This window comes from Bradyrhizobium sp. McL0615 (genome assembly GCF_049993905.1).
Lineage (GTDB): Bacteria > Pseudomonadota > Alphaproteobacteria > Rhizobiales > Xanthobacteraceae > Bradyrhizobium.
Genome location: NZ_CP188254.1, coordinates 3685436 through 3703084 on the forward strand (window position 1 = coordinate 3685436; position 17649 = coordinate 3703084).

Below are 17649 nucleotides of genomic sequence, written 5' to 3' on the forward strand. Positions count from 1 at the left end.
GCGCGCCTCACCATGAAAGGTTTGAGACCTCATCCGCGGCTATCAGACCTCATCCTGAGGAGCCGCGAAGCGGCGTCTCGAAGATGCAGCTCCGATCTGGCTCATAGGTTGCGCGAAATCAGCTCGCGCATGATTTCCGATGTGCCGCCGTAGATTCGCAGCACACGCGCGTCGGCGTAGAGACGGCAAATCTCGTACTCGCGCATGAAGCCGTAGCCGCCGAAGAATTGCAGGCATTGGTCGACCAGCCGGCCGTGCATTTCGGTGATCCAGAGCTTTGCGGTCGACGCGGCGTACGTCGTCAGTTCGCGATTGATATGGTCATGAAGGCACTGGTCGGCATAGGCCCAGCCCACCGCTAGATCGGATTTCAGGTCGGCCAGCTTGAACCGGGTGTTCTGGAAATTGCCGATCGGCGAACCGAAGGCGTTGCGTTGTTGGACGTAGTCCTTGGCAAGATCGAAGGCCTTTTGCGCGGCGGCGATTGAATGCAGTGCGATGGTCAGGCGTTCCTGCGGAAGTTCGCTCATCAAGGCGCCCATCGCGCCGCCTTCCGCACCCAGCAGATTGGTGACGGGCACCCGCACGCCGTCGAAGAACAGCTCGGACGTATCGGACGAAAGATGTCCAAGCTTTTCGAGGTTCCTGCCACGGCGGAAACCCGGCCTGTCGGTTTCGACAAGAACAAGACTCATCCCCCGCGAACCGCCCTCCTGTGCGGTCCTGACCACGACGATGATCAGATCGCACATCTGTCCGTTGGTGATGAAGGTTTTCTGGCCCGATATCACATACTCGTCGCCTTCGCGCACGGCGCGGGTACGGATACCCTGCAGGTCGCTTCCGGTGCCGGGTTCGGTCATCGCGATGGCGCAAATGGTTTCGCCGGAGACCATGCGCGGCAGCCATTTCTTCTTCTGTTCGGGGGTCCCGTAGCTGAGCAGGTAGCCGCAACATACATCGTTGTGCACGGAGAAGTCGGTGGCGGGACCGGCGAAGCCGGAGTAGCTGAGTTCCTCGATGACGACGGCGTTATGCCGAAAGTCGCCGCCGGCGCCGCCGAATTCTTCCGGCACCTGTGGACAGAGCAGCCCGGCCGTGCCGCCGGCATTGAGGAGCGACCTGTCGACGATGCCGGCTTCTTCCCATCGTGCGAAATCGGGCGCGATCTTTGACGCTGCGAAGCGCCGCACGGCTTCCCTGAACTGGTTGTGTTCTTCGTCGTAAACCCTGCGATGGGGTAGCATCGAGGCCTCCTGTTTATTGGTGTTCGCGATGCGGCCGCAGCATTGATTCCGATCGATGACGTGCGTCAGAACGCGACCTTGTCGCCACCCTTGAGCTCCAGGATTTCGCGCGCCTCGTCGGCTGTCGCCACGTCCAGCCCCAGTCCTTCGATGATCTTTCGAACCTGCGTCACTTGGTCGGCGTTGGATGCCGCGAGTTGGCCGGCGCCGATCCAGAGGCTGTCTTCCAGGCCCACGCGCACGTTGCCGCCAATGGCTGCCGCGATCGCCGCGACTGGCATTTGCGCACGCCCGGCGCCGAGCACGGACCAGCGATAATTGTCGCCGAACAGGCGATCAGCGGTGCGCTTCATGTGCATGACGTCTTCCTGATGCGCGCCGATGCCGCCGAGCAGACCGAATACGGTCTGGATGAACAACGGCGCCTTCACCAGACCTTCGCTCCAAAAATGGGGCAGATTATAGAGATGACTGGTGTCGTAGCACTCGAACTCATAACGCGCTCCGGTCGAGTTGAGCGTTTCCAGCGCGTAGCGGATATCCTTGAAGGAGTTACGGAAGACCAGATCGTGGGAGCCTTCCAGCATCGCGGGCTCCCAGTCGTACTTGAACTGCTTGTATCGCTTGAGCATCGGGAACAGGCCGAAATTCATCGACCCCATATTGAGGCTGGCGACCTCCGGCTTCCAGACCGCCGCGGGCTTGATCCGCTCCTCGACAGTCATATAGGGCGAGCCGCCGGTCGTGAGATTCACGACCACATCGGATCGTTGCTTGATGACGCGAAGAAACGGCTCGAAGGCTTCCGGCGACTGGTCCGGTCGACCGTCCTGCGGATTGCGTGCGTGAAGATGCACGATGGCGGCGCCAGCTTCGGCAGCACCGAGAGCGGACTCCGCGATCTCCGCCGCCGTCACTGGAAGGTGAGGCGACATCGAGGGGGTGTGGATCGAGCCCGTGATTGCGCAGGAAATGATGACCTTACGTGCCGGCACGGTGTTTTCCTCTTGCAGAGCGCTTTCAGCGGATGCCCAAAGCGGCCATCAGCGAAGGCGAGGGACGGGACGCGTTCATTGCCAAAACGGCTAAGTGAACTTGTGAAAGTTCGGCGCACGCTTCTCGTTGAAAGCGGCGACACCTTCCTTCGATTCCGCGGTGTCGTAGAACAACTTCACCGCATGCAAAGCCAGGTTGCTGATACCGCGAATGCTGTCGGTATCGGCATTAAAGGAGCGTTTCGCCAGCGCAATCGCGGTCGGTGACCGCTGCGCGAGCTTGTCGGTCCAATCCTTGACCGCGGCATCGAGCTCGGCGGCCGGGACGACTTTGTTGACAAGACCCATTTCGCGCGCCTGCTCGGCGGAATAGCGGTCGTTGATGAACCAGATTTCGCGTGCCTTCTTGTCGCCGACGTGGCGGGCCAGCAAGGCGGTGCCCCAGCCCGCGTCGACGGAGCCGACTTTCGGCCCGACCTGCCCGAATTGCGCGGTGTCGGCGGCAATCGTCAGATCGCACAGCGTGGCCAGCACGTTGCCGCCGCCGATCGCAAAGCCGTTGACGCGTGCGATGACGGGTTTGGGAACGTCGCGGATCAGGCCCTGCAACTCGTCGATCGGCAGGCCAACGACGCCGCGGCCGTCATACTGTCCTTCATGCGCGGACTGGTCACCGCCGGTGCAGAACGCCTTGTCGCCGGCACCCGTCAGCACGATGCTCGAAACCTTGCGGTCGTTCGCGGCGATTTGAAATGCCTGAATCAGTTCTTCAAGCGTCTGGCCGCGGAAAGCATTATAGACCTTGGGCCGGTTGATGATGATCCAGGCGGCACGATCGCGGACTTCGTAGATTACATCGGTGAATTTGCTCGGGTCGAACATCGTATCATCCTCACATCTGCTAGATCATGTTCATGCCGCCGGACACCGAGATGGCCTGTCCGGTGATGAATTTCCCGTCTTCCGAAGCGAGCAGGGCGATGATGCCGGCATAGTCGTCGGGCTCGCCCATGCGTTTTAAGGGAATACCGCGAACCATCGCGTCCTTCCATTTCACGGCCTGTTCGCCTTCGCCCAGCACGGCCGCCATCATCGGCGTGTTGGTGGGACCCGGGCACACGGCGTTTAGCAGCACGTTCTTTCGCGCAAGCTCGCGGGCAATCGATTTGGTGAAGGAGATCAGTCCGCCCTTGCAGGCCGAGTAGACCGCCTCGTCGCTGGTGCCGACGCGGGCGGCATCGGAGGCGATATTGATGATACGGCCGCCGCCATGCTCGACCATCAGCGGCGCAATGGCATGGTGGGTGTTGAGCGGACCATACAAATTGATGCGGATGATCTTGTCCCAGAGATCCTTGTCGGTCTTCAGGAACGGCATCGGCCGGTCCCAGCCGGCGTTGTTGACGAGCACCCATATCGGGCCGAGTTCGGCCTCGACCTGCGCGACCGCGCGATCGACCGAGGCGCGGTCGCCGACGTCGACGGTGTAAGTCGTGATCGCCGACTTCGGCGCCAGTTTCGCGGTTTCATGTCCGGCGTCGGGATTGATGTCGAAAATCGCGACCTTGCAGCCTTCTTCCGCGAGCCGCAGGGTGATGGCGCGCCCGATGCCCTGGCCGCCGCCGGTAACGATCGCTACCTTGCCTGATAAGCCTTTCAAATCTCGCTCCCTTGGTTTGCGGCGCTTTGGCCGTTGTTTTGTTTGGGCCGCCGACGTTAGCCGACCGGCGAGATCAGCCGCTCTTGGTGAGCGCAAAACCACATTGCGCGAACATCTGGCGGGCAATGATGGTCTTCATGATCTCGATCGATCCACCCGCGATCTTTACGATCCTGGCGTCGATATAGGCCCGCGCGATCGGATACTCCGTCATATAGCCCCAGCCACCGAACAATTGCAGGCATTCATCGACCGCTTCGCAGTGAAGCTCGGAGGTAAACATCTTGGCCATCGCGGCGTCCACCGGATCGAGCTTTCCCTCCATGAAGAGCGAAATGCATCGATCGGTAAAGACACGGGCGACCGTCGCCTTGGTCTTGAGATCGGCGAGCTTGAATTGGGTATTCTGGAAGTTCGCAAGCTTTTGACCGAACACGCTGCGGTCCGACGTGTATTCAACGGTCCAGTTAAGCACGGTTTCGGTGACGGTGGCCGAACGAATCGCCTGGGCGAGCCGTTCCTGCGACAGCTTCGTCATCATCAGCGCAAAGCCCTTGCCTTCCTGCCCCAGCATATTGGTGGCGGGAATGCGGATATTCTCGAAGAACAGTTCGGACGTATCCTGCGCCTTCATGCCGATTTTTTCGAGATTTCTTCCGCGCTGGAAGCCGGGCCGGTTGCTCTCGACGATGAACAGCGTCACGCCCTTGGCGCCGGCGCTGCCGTCGGTCTTGGTCGCCAACACCACGAAATCGCAGAGCTGGCCGTTGGAGATGAAGACCTTCTGGCCGTTGATGACGAAATCATCGCCATCGCGCACCGCGCGGGTCCGGATCGCCTTGAGGTCGCTGCCGGCATGAGGCTCCGTCATGCCGAGCGAACCGATCGCTTCGCCCGACACCATCTTTGGCAGCCATTGCCGCTTTTGCGCTTCGGTTCCGAAGGAGAGCAGATAGGTCGCCACCAGATCGGTGTGGATCAGAAACCCCGGGCCGCTCGCGCCCGAGCGCCACAACTCTTCGAACACGACCACGTCGAACAGGTAGTCGAGGCCCATGCCGCCATATTCCTCCGGCACCGTGCAACAGAGCAGGCCTTCGGCGCCGGCCTTGAGCCACAGTTCCCGTGGGACAATGCCGTCTTTTTCCCACTGCGCATGAAACGGCACGATCTCGCGATCGACGAAGCGCCGGACCGATTCCCGGAAAATATGATGTTCCTCGCGGAAAATGGTGCGCTCGATCATCGACATGTCCACATCAATTTAGTTAGGTAGTGTACTATATGGCTCGGGATGATAAATGGCAAGCTGGCGCTGCGGGGTTTTTGCATCACATCACTAGTCTTTGAGCCGAGCGCGCCAGAACTTTCGTACGTGGTGCGCGGCAGCTTCGTTGAGAGTTTTCACAGTCGCAAAGACGTTCGTTTAAACTGGTACACAGATATACGATATGCTATAGGGCGAAAAACGACGACGGAGAGGGAGCCCATGGACGCGTTGGGAGAGTTGCAGCAATTCCGGGCCGAACGCAGCGAAAACAATGTCCTGCATCTTGTTTTCGACATGCCCGGCCGTCCGATGAACGTGTTCTCCAACGCCGCCATCGCCGAACTCGCCGTCTTTAGCCGCTGGCTCCGCGGCGGCGACGTGGAGGGTGTGGTCATTCGTTCGGGAAAACCGTCGGCATTCTGTGCCGGTGCCGACCTTGCCGAGCTTGGGTCGGCCTACGACATGATCATGGCGGCGCCGGCCGAGACGCGCGACCGAGTGGCGTTCGACCATTTCTTTCGTCTCAGCCAGGCGCTGCGCGGAATCGAAAGCGCGGGCAAACCTGTTGCGGCTGCGATCGCGGGCTTGGCGCTCGGTGGCGGTGCTGAGCTGGCGCTGGCGACCCATCACCGGGTCATGGTCGACGATCCCAAGGTTGCGTTTGGTTTGCCGGAGTCATTGGTCGGGCTGTTGCCGGGAGGTGGCGGAACTCAACGGCTGCCGCGCCTGACCGGAATCGAAAAGGCATTTCCGATCCTGCTAGAGGGCGCGCGGTTGTCCGGGCAGGCCGCTGTCGCGGCAGGCGTGATCGATGAGTTGGTTCCTGCCGGTGAAGAGGTGGCCGCGGCGGAACGATGGGTGCTATCGCAGCCGTCGGCGTCGCAGCCTTGGGATCGTGCTGGATGGCGGCCAGCGGATGTGGATGAGGCAGCTTCGATCGTCGCGCGAAAACGGGAAAGCGTTCTGGCCGGGACCCTCGGGCACTATCCCGCGCCGCTCGCCATTCTCGATTGCGTCGGCGAGGGATTGCCGCAACCATTTGATGCGGCAATCCGCACCGAGATGCAGATCTTCTCAAAGCTCATCCAGCGGCGCGAGCCGCGCAACATGATCAGGGCGCTGTTTCTTGGCCGGCTCGATCATGACCGTCTTCGCAAGGCGGGCGGCATTCCGGCGCCCGTCGAACAGGCGGTCGCTGCGGTCTCCGAGGTGTTGCTGGCCGGCGCAGATGCAACACTTTCAGATGCGTTCGCCCGCGCCGGATTTCACGGGCAGAACAATATACCGGCCTTCGATGGCGTTATTGCGCAGTCCGCGTTCTGGCTGGAGGCAGAGCCGGTCACCGACGGCAAACGTGCGCTGCGCGAGCGGCTGGCGCGCGCATATCGCGTAGCAGACCAATGGCGGGCCAGCTTCTCCGAGGATCAGCGCCGTGCGGCTGATTATCTGCTGGTCACGAAATATGGCTTCCCAGCCTACATGGCGGGCGCCTTTTCCTCCTTGGAACCCGGCGCTTGATTTGCGCTACCTCCGAATAAATCCGCGCTTGCGGCGCAACCAATCGAGAGAACAGCAGTGTCAAAACCCCTGACCGGCATCCGTGTCCTTGACCTGTCGAAAGTCCTGGCGGGTCCGTTATGCGCCCAATATCTCGGCGATCTCGGCGCCGATATCATCAAGGTGGAGACCGTCGGACAGGGTGACGAAACGCGGGGCTGGCCGCCATTTCCGGCGCCGGGTCTGGGCACCGTGTTCCTCAGTGCGAACCGGAACAAGCGCAGCATCGCAGTCGACATGAAATCGGAAAAGGGGCGCGAGCTCGTTCATGCGCTGGCAAAATCCGCCGACGTCGCTATCGAAAGTTTCGGAACCGGTGTCGCCGAACGCCTCGGCATCGATGCACCGACGCTGCGCACCCTGAACGACCGCTTGATCCATTGCAGCATCTCCGGCTTTGGCCGCGCGGGGCCGCTGAAGAACTCGCCGGGCTATGACGTGATCCTGCAGGCGTTCTGCGGGGTCATGTCGATGACCGGTGACGAGGATGGCGGTTATATCCGCAGTCCGATCTCGCCGATCGACCAGATGACCGGCGTGCATGCCTTTAGCGGCATTCTGGCGCTATTGTATGCGCGTGAAAAAACCGGGAAGGGCGGCGAGATTCAGGTCTCGCTGTTCGAAACCGCGCTCGGTCTGCTCGGCTATAATCTCCAGACCTTCTGGGAGCGCGGCGTGCAGCCGCCGAAATGCGGCTCTAGCCATGAATCGCTCTGCCCTTATCAGGCCTTTGAGGCGGCAGATGGTCCAATCATGATCGGGGTCGCGAACGACAATCTCTGGCGCAAGTTCTGCGCGGTCACGGGACTGAACGCGATCGTCAACGACCCCAAATTCAGGACCAATGCCGATCGCGTTATGCATCGCAAGGACACCCTCGGTCATGTCCAGGCCGCGTTGATACAAAAGTCCGTCGCGCACTGGAACGAGGTGCTGACCGGCGTCGGCGTTCCCTGCGCACCCATCAATTCGATCGCGCAATTGCTCGACCACCCGCACACCAGGGCGAGCGGCATCATTGTCGACTACGAACATCAAACTGCGGGCCAGCTGCGCGGCGTCGGCCACCCTGTCCGGATCAACGGGGCGGAGCGCCACGCAGGCAGGCCGCCACCATTGCTGGGGCAGCACACCGACGATGTCCTGGATGAAATAGGCTTGTCACGCGAGACAATCGGCGAGTTACGGCGGGCCCGCGTGATCGGGTGAAGTTTTGCGCAGCTTAACGGGAGTTTATAAATGGGGCGATCAACAAATACGGCCCTTGCCGCGCTGAAAATCGGAGGACGCGTCGCTTACGAACGTCTGGCGCGGCCAAAGGCGCGGCGGTTCGATGACGTGCCCTGTTCGCCTTATGCGGTTACGGCGGAATGGCTGACGGCCGTATTGTGCAACAAGACGCCGGGAGCGATCGTTACGCAGGTCGAAGTCAAGCCGGCGAGCGCGGGAACGCACGAGCGGCATCAGTTGAAAGTGTCCTACAACGAGGAAGGACGCCGCGCCGGCTTGCCGGTCTCGATCTTCACCAAGTCGCTGCCGAGCATCGTCACCCGCATGATCGGCGGTTTCAACGGCACGGCGCGCGTGGAGGGAAGCTTCTTTACGCAGATCCGTCCCCAACTCGAGATCGAGGCGCCGCTGTGCTATCATTCCGCCTACGATCGCCGGACGTTTGCGGCGATCCATCTGCTGGAAGATCTGGTCGCCACCAAATCCGCGACGTTCTGCAATCACAAGACCTATGTCACGCGCGCCATGGCCGATGACATGATCGATCTGCTGGCGTCGCTGCACGGCCGCTTCTACGGCGATCCGACGTTGGCCGAACGCTACCGGTGGCTCGCCAGCTATCCCCGCTGGTTCACTATCGGGGCTGCAAAAATGGGCACGGAGTACTACACCCGCAAGGCATTTGACACCGCTGCTCACGTCATTCCGGCCAAGGTGCTGACGCGCCGCGACGATGTCTGGCCGGCCACGATGCGCGCACTTGCGCTGCATGACAGCGAGCCGCAGGGGCTCATTCACTCCGACGTGCATATCGGTAACTGGTACCGGACGGGCTCGGGCCAGATGGGGCTATGCGACTGGCAATGTCTTTCGCGCGGGCATTGGTCGCGCGATTTCGCCTACGCCGTGACGGCGTCACTGACCTCGGACAATCGCCGGAGCTGGGAGCGCGAGCTGCTGGCCCGCTATATCGAGCGGTTCGCGGAGAAGACCGGCATCACACCGGACTTCGACCTCAGCTTTCTGCGTTACCGGCAGCAGATCGTGCACGCGCTCGCGATGTGGACGATCACGCTATGTCACTCGCCGCTGTTGCCGAACATGCAGCCCGAGGACACGACGCTGACGATGATCGAGCGGATGACGACGGCGATGGCCGATCTGGATGCGCTCGACAGTTTCCGGGATTGACGGGCCAGTCTCGCCAACACCCTTATGTTTGAACACATGTGTATCATATCCATTCTCTCGGCTTTGCCTCAAAGCCCGCTAACCTCCCTGTCGGCGACAATACGTGAGCCAAACGGAAAGAAATGCGCTGAATTTTGCGGTTGAAGTCCATGGCCAAAATAGTACACTAGCGAACCAATAAGCCGCCAAGAGCCGCGTCTGATGTCATGGAGGTACGCATGAGCGAACATCAATTCGATCCCGTCGCCCACGCGCGATCGATGCGCGCCAGTGGATTCTGGATCGACAGGAGCTTCGATGAGTTCCTGCAGCAAACCGTTGCCGCAACGCCGGGAAAACTGGCGCTGCTGGCCGACCGCGCCGATCGTACCGAGCCGAAACGCCTGACTTACGCCGAGCTCGGCGATCTGGTTTCGCGGGCAGCCGCGGCATTGAAGCAGCGCGGTATCGGTCCTCGCGACGTCATCTCGGTACAGCTTCCGAATTGGTGGGAATTCGCGGTGATCGCCCTGGCGGCATTCCGGGTCGGGGCCGTCGTCAATCCCTTGATGCCGATTTTTCGCGAGCATGAACTGAGCTACATGCTCGCCTTCGCCGAAACCAAGCTTTTGATCGTACCCAAGGTGTTCCGCGGCTTCGACTACGAGGCAATGGCGCAGTCGCTGCGACCCAAACTGCCAAAACTTCAGCACATCATCGCTGTCGATGGCGAGGGGACTGACAGCTTCGATCAGGCGCTGCTGTCCGGCCGCGAACGTCTTGGTCCGCCGCCGGTCGGCGAAATCGGCGCGCTTCCGGCCGATCAGATGGCGGTGTTGATGTTTACGTCGGGCACCACAGGGTCGCCCAAGGGCGTCATGCATTCTCTCAATTCGCTGATGGCTTGCAGTGTTGCCCTTGGCGGGAGGTTTCACCTCGCTGCGAACGATACAATGCTGGTCTGTTCGCCCCTGGGGCATATGACCGGATTTGCGGCCGGCATGCTGCTCGGTCTAAAGATCGGCGCCACTGTCGTATTTCAAGACGTGTGGGAGCCAAAGCGCGGCGTTGCCATCATGGCCAACGAGGGCGTGACCTATTCGGCCGGTGCGGCGACATTTCTCGCCGATATGTGCGAGGCGGTTGCGAGCGGGTCGCCGAAGCCGGGTCGGCTGCGGAATTTCCTTTGCGCGGGCGCTCCAATTCCACCCGCTCTGATTGATCGCGTCTACCGCGAGCTTGATCTGAAGGTTTGCTCGTTGTGGGGTATGACCGAATGCCTGTCGGGGACCCTGACCGAACCCGAGCGGGCACTCGAGAAATCATCGAAGACGGACGGCCGTCCGCTCGAGGGCGTCGCAGTGAAGGTGCTTCGCATGGACGGATCTCCGGCTGCGGTTGGTGAGCGCGGGCTGCTCAAGGTGCGCGGTGCTCAGATGTGCCTCGGCTATTACAAGCGAGCCGACATGGAGCCGTTCGATGCAGAGGGTTGGTTCGACACCGGTGACATGGCCTATACGGACGACGAGGGCTACATCCGCATCGACGGCCGCATCAAGGACATCATCATTCGCGGCGGTGAGAACGTGCCGGTATTCGACATCGAGAACCTGCTGTTCAAGCATCCGGCGGTGCTGTCGGCCGCGATCGTCGGGTACCCGGACGCACGATTAGGCGAACGGGCCTGTGCATTCGTTGTTCTTCGTCCCGGACATTCGCTCGATTTGGCCGGCGTGCAGGCCCTCATGGCCCAGAACAAGGTCGCGAAGCAATATTGGCCCGAACGTGTCGAGACCATTACGGATCTCCCAAAGACCCCGGCGGGTAAGGTGCAAAAATATCAGCTACGGGAGATCGCAAAGGCATTTGCGGAGCCGCCTCGGGCAGCCAACGGATAGTAGTGGACTTAGACAATCGCTTCCGTGTTGCTACCGGTGCCGTTCGAGGTCGGGTGCGTGACCGCCGGTTGCGTCACCCGAGGGCAAGCGCTGATTGCACCGGTCCATCGGAGAAGCGGCCGGACGGAGGCGAGATAGTCGCAACACAAGTGTAGCGCGCCGCAGGCGCGTTGATGCGTGGCGCTGCAACGATTTCGTTATCGCAACAGCTCGCGGGCGATGACTACGCGCTGGATCTGGTTGGTGCCTTCGAAGATCTGGGTCAGCTTGGCGTCGCGCATCATGCGCTCGACCGGATAGTCCATGGTGTAGCCATAGCCACCGAAGATCTGGACGGCGTCCGTTGTTACCTTCATGGCCATGTCGCTGCCGACGCATTTAGCCATGCTGGCGAGTACGTTGAGGCGTTTCCAGTCGCCGGCATCGCCCGCTCGGGCGCATTCATAGACGAGGGCTCGCGCGGCCTCGATCTGCATGGCCATGTCGGCCAGCATGAACTGCACGCCTTGGAACTCCGAGATCGATTTTTTGAACTGCTTGCGTTCCTTGGCGTAGGTAACGCACGCCTCGAGTGCCCCTTGGGCCAAGCCGACGGACTGGGCGCCGATGGTCGGGCGGTTGAGGTCGAGCGCGCGCATCGATGCCCGGAAACCCTTGCCTTCCTCTCCGACCAAATTCTCCGCGGGCACGCGGACATTGTCGAAGAAGATCGGCGTGTTCGGTGCGCCGCGGAACCCCATCTTGCGCTCGTGGCGTCCGAACGCGATACCTGACATCCGCTTCGGTTCGACGATGAAGGCGCTGATCCCTTCGGCGCCCGGGGCGTCGCTGGTTCGGGCCATCACCACGATGTAGTCGGCGACGACGCCATAGCTGCACCATTGCTTGCGACCGTTGAGGACGTAGCTGTCGCCGTCCTTCCGCGCACGCGTGTTGATCGCCGTGACGTCGGAGCCGGCCTGCGGTTCGGATATCGCGATCGCCGTGACCACGCCGCCCTTGGCGATGATCGGCAGGTATTTGGTCCGCTGCTCCTCGGAGCCGAAGTGAAGCAGCGGCATGATGAACATGGTGTTGAGCGCCGCGATCGAGGCGCAGGCCGGCGAGACTTTGGAAATCTCCTCACGGGCGAGGCAGGCCATGGTCAGGTTGCCGTTCGGACCGCCGTAGCGTTCCGGCACCCAGAGCTGCATCAGCCCCATCTCGCCGAACAGCTTCACGAGTTCGATCGGGAAGCGGTCGGTCTCGTCGATCTCGGCCGCAATCGGCGCGACGTGCTTTACGACCATCTTCCGCACGGTGTCGCGGAATGCGATCTGCTCCTCGGTGAAGCTCATGTGGACCCCTGGGTCATCTTTTTTGCAGGAAGCTAAAAAAGGGGCTTCCGTTGAATGGGTGATCCATTTAATAATTCACCGCATGAGCACCAAGTCAAGCCCTCGCGTCCCCGCCCGTCCCAGGTCCCCATCGCCTGATCGGCGCGAACGGGTCCCCGATCACCGCGCGGGCGGAGCGCCGGCTGCGCCGAAATTCCGCCCGATCCACACCCGGCGTGCATTCGAGGAAATCTGCGAGCGTATCCGCGAGCAGCTCGCGCTCGGCGTCCTCAAGCCGGGCGACAAGTTGCCGCCCGAACGCGATCTGGCCCAGCAACTCGGTGTCAGCCGGAATGTCCTGCGCGAGGCCTTGCGCAGCCTCGAAATGGCCGGCGTGCTTCGGCTGCGGAAGGGCGTCAGGGGCGGAGCTTTCATTCAGGAAGGCGATACCAGCCGCATGAATGGCGTCATGCGCGACATGCTGAGTCTCGGCACGATTTCAGTCCGGGAATTGTCGGAAGCGCGCGTTCACGTTCTCGATCTCGTGGTGCGGCTAGCTTGTGCCAACGCGCGAAAGGCCGATCTCGACGCGCTCGAGGCCAATATTCGGCGCACCGAGGATGCGACGCGGGAAGGGCGATTGCTGGATCGCGTCGAATGCTCCCGCGAATTCTACAAGCTGCTGGCGGCATCGACCGCAAACAAGGTGATCGCCATGATCATGGATTCGGTCACGGAAATTCACATGCGTTTCGTCTACGCCAAGGTCTCGTCGAGCGGTGTCGCGATGGCGAGGCTGGCGGAAAAGCGACGGCAATTCCTGGCGGCGCTAGGTGAACGAAACGCCGCAACGGCGACGCGCTTGATGCGTACCCATCTGGAATCTGTGCAGCGGATGCTGGAACAGGATCCCGGCGCGATGTCGCTTCACGTTGCGCTGGCGGAGGTACAGCCCGGAATGCGCAGATAGCAGAGAGTGGCTAGATCCAAGCTCGACCAATGATAACAACGGAGGAAAATGTGTCCCAATACGCCAGATACGAATGCCTGACGGTCGAGGTCGCGGACAAGGTCGCGACCGTGACCTTGAACCGGCCGCAAGCACGCAATGCCATCAATCAGAAGCTGATCCGCGAACTGCGGACCATCTGGGACGATTTGGCCGACGATCGCGCCGTCAACGTCGTGGTGCTGACCGGCGCAGGCGAGTTCTTCAGCGTCGGTGGCGACGTGAAGGCGATGTCGGAGCGGCCGGGCGGCGACGTCCTCGAAGAGGGGGAAGTCCACGACCCCATGATCAGCCGGCGTGGCGTGACCCGCCAGCTCGAGCTCGACAAGCCGATCATTGCAGCGATCAACGGTGATGCCATCGGCCTTGCCGCGACCCACGCGCTTCTTTGCGACATTACGGTGATGGCGGAGGACGCCCGCATCGGCGACACGCACGTCTCGCGCGTCGGGCTGGTCGCCGGCGACGGCGGTACCGTGATCTGGCCGCTGCTGATCGGCATCAACAAGGCCAAGGAATACCTGATCCGCGGAACCCTCCTGAAAGGCAAGGAGGCCGAGCGGATCGGGCTTGTCAATCACGTTGCGCCGCGTGCGGAGGTCCTCGCCAAAGCCCGCGAGATCGCGATCGAACTCGCCAACGGCCCGACCTGGGCCATTCGCTGGACGAAGCTGTCCATCAACCAGATCGTCAAGGATCGCGTGAACATGATGCTCGAGGCGTCGATGGCGCTCGAGCAGGTGACGTTCGAGACCGCGGACCACAAAGAGGCGACCATGTCGTTCAAGGAGAAGCGCAAGCCGAAGTACGGTCAGGCATAGTCTCCGATGAATGCGACCGGGGCACTTCCGAACGACGACATCGCCGGGATGCTTCGGGATTCCCTGCGCGGGTTTCTGGAAGCGCATTGGACCGCGGTCGGCGGGAAGGAATCGCCGTCCCCGAACGCTAACTCCGCGATCTGGAGCAAGCTCGTCGGGCAGGGGGTCAATGTGCTGGGCTCCGATCGCGGCGAAGGCGGGCTTCGCGAAATCCTGGTGGTGATGGCGGAACTTGGCCGTGCCGCATGTCCGGCGCCGATGTTACCCACCGCGCTGACCAATCTTGGGCTCTCGGGCTCGCGGGCCGGCGCGGCGGTGGATCTGTTGGAACAGCTGCACGCCGGCACGGCGGTGACCGCATTTTGCTTCGGCGCCCACGATCCGGATCGAGGTGCGGGCTCGATCCGCATTGGCGACCAGCGCGGAACGGGGGTGCTTCGCTTCGTCGAGGCGGCGAGTGCCACACATCTCCTGGTCGCCGTCGATGAGTCCCATCTTGCCCTCGTCCGACTGGATGCTCCAGGCATTGACCTTGCGCCGACGCGCGCCATGGGTGCCTGGGGTCTGTGCGAGGTCAGGCTGAATTCGGTGCCGCTGACGCTGCTTCGGCTTGAAAGCATCAATCTCGACGATCTCCGTCTCATGGCCCAGATCGCATTGCTGGCGAGGGCACATGGCGCGGCCCGGCGGGCGTTCGAGCTGGCCGTAGATTACGCCAAGGAGCGTCACCAGTTCGGGCGACCGATCGCCAAGTTTCAGGCGATCCAGCACAAGCTGGCTAATGGCCTGATCGCACTCGAAGGCGTCCGCCTTGCACTCGATCATGCGGCGAGGCTGCACGACATCGGTGACCGCAACTGGCGCTATTTCGCCGATTGCGCGGCTGCCTTCGGCGGCGAAGCGCTGCGGCGTGTGTCGCTCGAGACCCAGCATACGTTCGGCGCCATCGGCTATGCCGAAGAGCACGAGGCGGCGCGACATTTCAAGCGCGTGCATCTGGATACGATCGCACTCGGCGGGGCGCCAGATGCGCGGCGGCGGCTGGCCTCCCACTTGCTGGATCGCGGCGGCGCGCCGTTGCCGCAATACGATCTCGGTCCCGCCGGCGACGCGCTGCGCGAACAGGTGCGGCGATGGCTCGATCAGAACTGGTCGGGAGACAGGAAGACCAGGTTCGACGAACAGCCGTTCAAGCAGCGTGAGTTCGACGCTGGCTTCGCGCGCGATATCGGCAAGACCGGATGGATCGGCCTCGGATGGCCAAAGGAATTCGGTGGCCAGGCGCGTTCTCCGTTGGAGCAGATCGCGCTCATGGAGACGATGGAGCAGGCTGAGGCGCCAAGGATCGGTGCGTCGATCCAGGCCAACGCCCTCATGATGTTTGGTACGTCGGTGCAGCAGCAAAAATACCTGCCGGAAATCCTGCGGGGCGAAGCCATGCACGGTATGGGCTACAGCGAACCCGAGGCGGGCTCCGATCTGGCCGCGATGCGCACCAGCGCCGTGCGGGACGGCGAGCATTGGGTCATCAACGGCCAGAAGATATGGACCACGACCTGGTGGGGTAAATACATGTTTCTTGCGGCCCGGACCGACAAGAATGCGAAGCCGCCGCACGCCGGCGTCAGCATGTTCATCGTCCCGATGAATACGCCGGGCATTTCGATCCGACCGGCGAGCACGATGTATGACGGCACGTTTGCCAACATCTTCTACGATGACGTCCGCATCCCCTTGGAAAACATCGTCGGCGAAGTCAATGGCGGCTGGAAAGTTCTGACGGGCGCGCTGGCCTTCGAGCGCGGTCTGGTCGGCGGTGGCATCGTGTTGAAGGTGGCCCACGCCTTCGAGCAACTGCGCCGGCAGGTCATGGCGGCCGGGAGCGATCGGCCGCCGCCCAGTCAGGACCCGGTCGTGCGCGACAGGATGGCGACGCTTGCCTGCGAAATCGAGGTGGGCCGGCAACTGATGATGCATTGCGCCGAACTTGCGGCGGATGGCGTGACGCCGCCGGAATATGGCGCGATCAGCAAGGTCTTTTCCAGCGAACTGATGGAACGCTTCGGCGAGGCGGCGCTCGACATTCTCGGGATGCGCGGCGCTGTTTCCGAGCAGATGCCGGGCGCGATCGACAATGGCCGGTTCGAGCAGAACCTGCGGCATTCGCTGATGTGGGTGATCAGCATCGGGACCAACGAGATACAGCGCAGCCTGATTGCCCAGCGCGGGCTGGGATTGCCGAGATAGGAGCCGACAGCATGCAGGACCAAACATCGACATCGCCGCTCGAGGGTGTGCGGGTGCTGGATTTCTCCATCATGCTGGCCGGGCCCTACTGCGCGCGGCTACTGGCGGATGTCGGTGCGGAAGTGATCAAAATCGAGCCGCCGGAAGGTGACGAGATGCGTCTGCGCGCACCGGTGCGTGACGGCCACAGCGCCTATTTCGGCCAGCTCAACGCCGGCAAGCGGAGCATCGCGCTCGACCTGAAATCTTCAGATGCGATCAAGCTCGTGCATCGCATGGTCGAAAACACCGACATCCTGGTCGAGAATTTTCGGCCCGGTGTGATGGAACGCCTGGGTCTCGGATATGAGACGCTGCGAAAGATCAATCCGAGACTGATCTACTGCTCGATCTCCGGGTACGGCCAGACCGGTCCGCAAGCCGAGCGCGCCGCCTACGCGATGATCGTGCATGCCGAGAGCGGCTTTGATCGAGCGCTGATGCGCTATGCCGGCGACCGCGACCGGCCAGCGGCGGGTGCGGTGTTCGTCGCCGATATTCTCGGCGGCATCTTCGGTTTCTCCGCCATTCAGACGGCGATGGTGCAGCGCTCGCGCACCGGTAAAGGGCAGCGCATCGATGTCGCCCTGATGGACTGCATGCTGAACCTTCTGGTGTATGAGCTGCAGGAAGCGCAGTTCTCCAAGCCGATGGCGCGGCCGACTTACGGGCCCGTGCGCGCCAGCGACGGCGATATCCTGATCGCGCCGGTGTCGGCGCGCAACTTCGCCGCCCTTCGCGAGCTTACCGGCCTGCCGGAGCTTTCGTCCGACCCGCGATTCGCATCGGTGCCGGCGCGCGGCGCGAACTGGACCGCCATGATGCAGGTCGTCGAAAAGTGGACCATGCAACACACGATGGCCGAGTGCCTTGACGCGCTCGATCGTGCTGGCATTCCGAGCGCGCGCTTTCGTGACCCGGCCGAAGCGTTGGACGATCCAGCTGTCGCTGATCGCGGCACATTCGCGCCGATTGCTGACGCCGCCGGAGAATTCAAGGGTGTCAACGCTCCGTGGCGGATGTCGGGTGCGCGCAGCGAGATCGGAAGGGAAATTCCGTCCATTGGATCGCACCGCGATGACGTCCTCGAACGCGTGCTCGGACTGTCCGCGGATGAAATCGCAAAGGCGGCCGCGTCTGGTGCGTTCGGAAAGGTTGTGGCCGCGGCGGAATAACGAAGAAACAAAGAC

Annotated in this window: 14 protein-coding genes; 8 read left to right on the plus strand and 6 right to left on the minus strand. The window is 62.1% G+C overall.

What is annotated here, in order from left to right; translation table 11 throughout:
• Positions 1 to 101 precede the first annotated feature (101 nt).
• From ACPPVP_RS17375 to ACPPVP_RS17395, 5 genes are all read right to left on the minus strand, one after another.
• The gene (locus ACPPVP_RS17375) at positions 102 to 1247 is read right to left on the minus strand and encodes an acyl-CoA dehydrogenase family protein (RefSeq protein WP_426536377.1); all 1146 of its coding nucleotides are present in this window, start codon (positions 1245 to 1247) and stop codon (positions 102 to 104) included.
• Between the two features lie 65 nt (positions 1248 to 1312).
• The gene (locus ACPPVP_RS17380) at positions 1313 to 2182 is read right to left on the minus strand and encodes a 3-keto-5-aminohexanoate cleavage protein (protein ID WP_426537909.1); all 870 of its coding nucleotides are present in this window, start codon (positions 2180 to 2182) and stop codon (positions 1313 to 1315) included.
• A 150-nt stretch (positions 2183 to 2332) separates the two neighbouring features.
• Positions 2333 to 3124 (minus strand): enoyl-CoA hydratase-related protein, encoded by a 792-nt coding sequence (locus ACPPVP_RS17385; protein ID WP_426536379.1) that lies wholly within the window; start codon positions 3122 to 3124, stop codon positions 2333 to 2335.
• Between the two features lie 19 nt (positions 3125 to 3143).
• Positions 3144 to 3902, minus strand: coding sequence for a glucose 1-dehydrogenase (locus tag ACPPVP_RS17390; protein ID WP_426536381.1), 759 nt, complete (start codon positions 3900 to 3902; stop codon positions 3144 to 3146).
• Between the two features lie 73 nt (positions 3903 to 3975).
• Positions 3976 to 5148: an acyl-CoA dehydrogenase family protein gene (locus ACPPVP_RS17395; RefSeq protein WP_426536383.1), complete on the minus strand. Its 1173-nt coding sequence runs from the start codon at positions 5146 to 5148 to the stop codon at positions 3976 to 3978.
• A 129-nt stretch (positions 5149 to 5277) separates the two neighbouring features.
• Between ACPPVP_RS17395 and ACPPVP_RS17400 the strand changes: the two genes are divergently transcribed.
• From ACPPVP_RS17400 to ACPPVP_RS17415, 4 genes are all read left to right on the plus strand, one after another.
• Positions 5278 to 6690 (plus strand): enoyl-CoA hydratase-related protein, encoded by a 1413-nt coding sequence (locus ACPPVP_RS17400; protein WP_426536385.1) that lies wholly within the window; start codon positions 5278 to 5280, stop codon positions 6688 to 6690.
• Between the two features lie 57 nt (positions 6691 to 6747).
• On the plus strand, positions 6748 to 7938 hold the full coding sequence (locus tag ACPPVP_RS17405) for a CaiB/BaiF CoA transferase family protein (RefSeq protein ID WP_426536387.1): 1191 nt from the start codon (positions 6748 to 6750) through the stop codon (positions 7936 to 7938).
• Positions 7939 to 7968: 30 nt separating this feature from the next.
• A complete protein-coding gene (locus ACPPVP_RS17410; RefSeq protein ID WP_426536389.1) occupies positions 7969 to 9150 on the plus strand; it encodes a phosphotransferase family protein in 1182 nt (393 codons plus the stop codon).
• A gap of 218 nt (positions 9151 to 9368) precedes the next feature.
• Positions 9369 to 11027 (plus strand): AMP-binding protein, encoded by a 1659-nt coding sequence (locus ACPPVP_RS17415; protein ID WP_426536391.1) that lies wholly within the window; start codon positions 9369 to 9371, stop codon positions 11025 to 11027.
• Positions 11028 to 11224: 197 nt separating this feature from the next.
• Here ACPPVP_RS17415 and ACPPVP_RS17420 read toward each other — a convergent pair whose 3' ends face one another.
• The gene (locus ACPPVP_RS17420) at positions 11225 to 12364 is read right to left on the minus strand and encodes an acyl-CoA dehydrogenase family protein (protein ID WP_426536393.1); all 1140 of its coding nucleotides are present in this window, start codon (positions 12362 to 12364) and stop codon (positions 11225 to 11227) included.
• Here ACPPVP_RS17420 and ACPPVP_RS17425 point away from each other — a divergent pair.
• The 4 genes from ACPPVP_RS17425 to ACPPVP_RS17440 are packed head-to-tail and all read left to right on the plus strand — an operon-like array spanning position 12363 to position 17634.
• Entirely contained in the window at positions 12363 to 13313 is a 951-nt protein-coding gene (locus ACPPVP_RS17425; RefSeq protein WP_426536395.1) for a FadR/GntR family transcriptional regulator, read from the plus strand. The two genes, ACPPVP_RS17420 and ACPPVP_RS17425, sit on opposite strands and share 2 nt — an antisense overlap.
• Before the next feature lie 50 nt (positions 13314 to 13363).
• The gene (locus tag ACPPVP_RS17430; protein WP_426536397.1) at positions 13364 to 14173 is read left to right on the plus strand and encodes an enoyl-CoA hydratase/isomerase family protein; all 810 of its coding nucleotides are present in this window, start codon (positions 13364 to 13366) and stop codon (positions 14171 to 14173) included.
• Between the two features lie 6 nt (positions 14174 to 14179).
• Positions 14180 to 16420 carry an acyl-CoA dehydrogenase family protein gene (locus ACPPVP_RS17435; RefSeq protein ID WP_426536399.1) on the plus strand — a complete coding sequence of 747 codons (2241 nt, stop codon included), beginning with the start codon at positions 14180 to 14182 and terminating at the stop codon, positions 16418 to 16420.
• An 11-nt stretch (positions 16421 to 16431) separates the two neighbouring features.
• Positions 16432 to 17634 (plus strand): CaiB/BaiF CoA transferase family protein, encoded by a 1203-nt coding sequence (locus ACPPVP_RS17440; RefSeq protein ID WP_426536401.1) that lies wholly within the window; start codon positions 16432 to 16434, stop codon positions 17632 to 17634.
• Positions 17635 to 17649 lie beyond the last annotated feature (15 nt).

What these genes read in the sequence shown, in the direction of transcription:
- ACPPVP_RS17375 (WP_426536377.1), bottom strand. Translation starts at nt 1,247, where the DNA reads ATGCTACCCCATCGCAGGGTTTACGACGAAGAACACAACCAGTTCAGG.
- ACPPVP_RS17380 (WP_426537909.1), bottom strand. Translation starts at nt 2,182, where the DNA reads ATGTCGCCTCACCTTCCAGTGACGGCGGCGGAGATCGCGGAGTCCGCT.
- ACPPVP_RS17385 (WP_426536379.1), bottom strand. Translation starts at nt 3,124, where the DNA reads ATGTTCGACCCGAGCAAATTCACCGATGTAATCTACGAAGTCCGCGAT.
- ACPPVP_RS17395 (WP_426536383.1), bottom strand. Translation starts at nt 5,148, where the DNA reads ATGATCGAGCGCACCATTTTCCGCGAGGAACATCATATTTTCCGGGAA.
- ACPPVP_RS17410 (WP_426536389.1), top strand. Translation starts at nt 7,969, where the DNA reads ATGGGGCGATCAACAAATACGGCCCTTGCCGCGCTGAAAATCGGAGGA.
- ACPPVP_RS17415 (WP_426536391.1), top strand. Translation starts at nt 9,369, where the DNA reads ATGAGCGAACATCAATTCGATCCCGTCGCCCACGCGCGATCGATGCGC.
- ACPPVP_RS17425 (WP_426536395.1), top strand. Translation starts at nt 12,363, where the DNA reads ATGTGGACCCCTGGGTCATCTTTTTTGCAGGAAGCTAAAAAAGGGGCT.
- ACPPVP_RS17420 (WP_426536393.1), bottom strand. Translation starts at nt 12,364, where the DNA reads ATGAGCTTCACCGAGGAGCAGATCGCATTCCGCGACACCGTGCGGAAG.
- ACPPVP_RS17435 (WP_426536399.1), top strand. Translation starts at nt 14,180, where the DNA reads ATGAATGCGACCGGGGCACTTCCGAACGACGACATCGCCGGGATGCTT.
- ACPPVP_RS17440 (WP_426536401.1), top strand. Translation starts at nt 16,432, where the DNA reads ATGCAGGACCAAACATCGACATCGCCGCTCGAGGGTGTGCGGGTGCTG.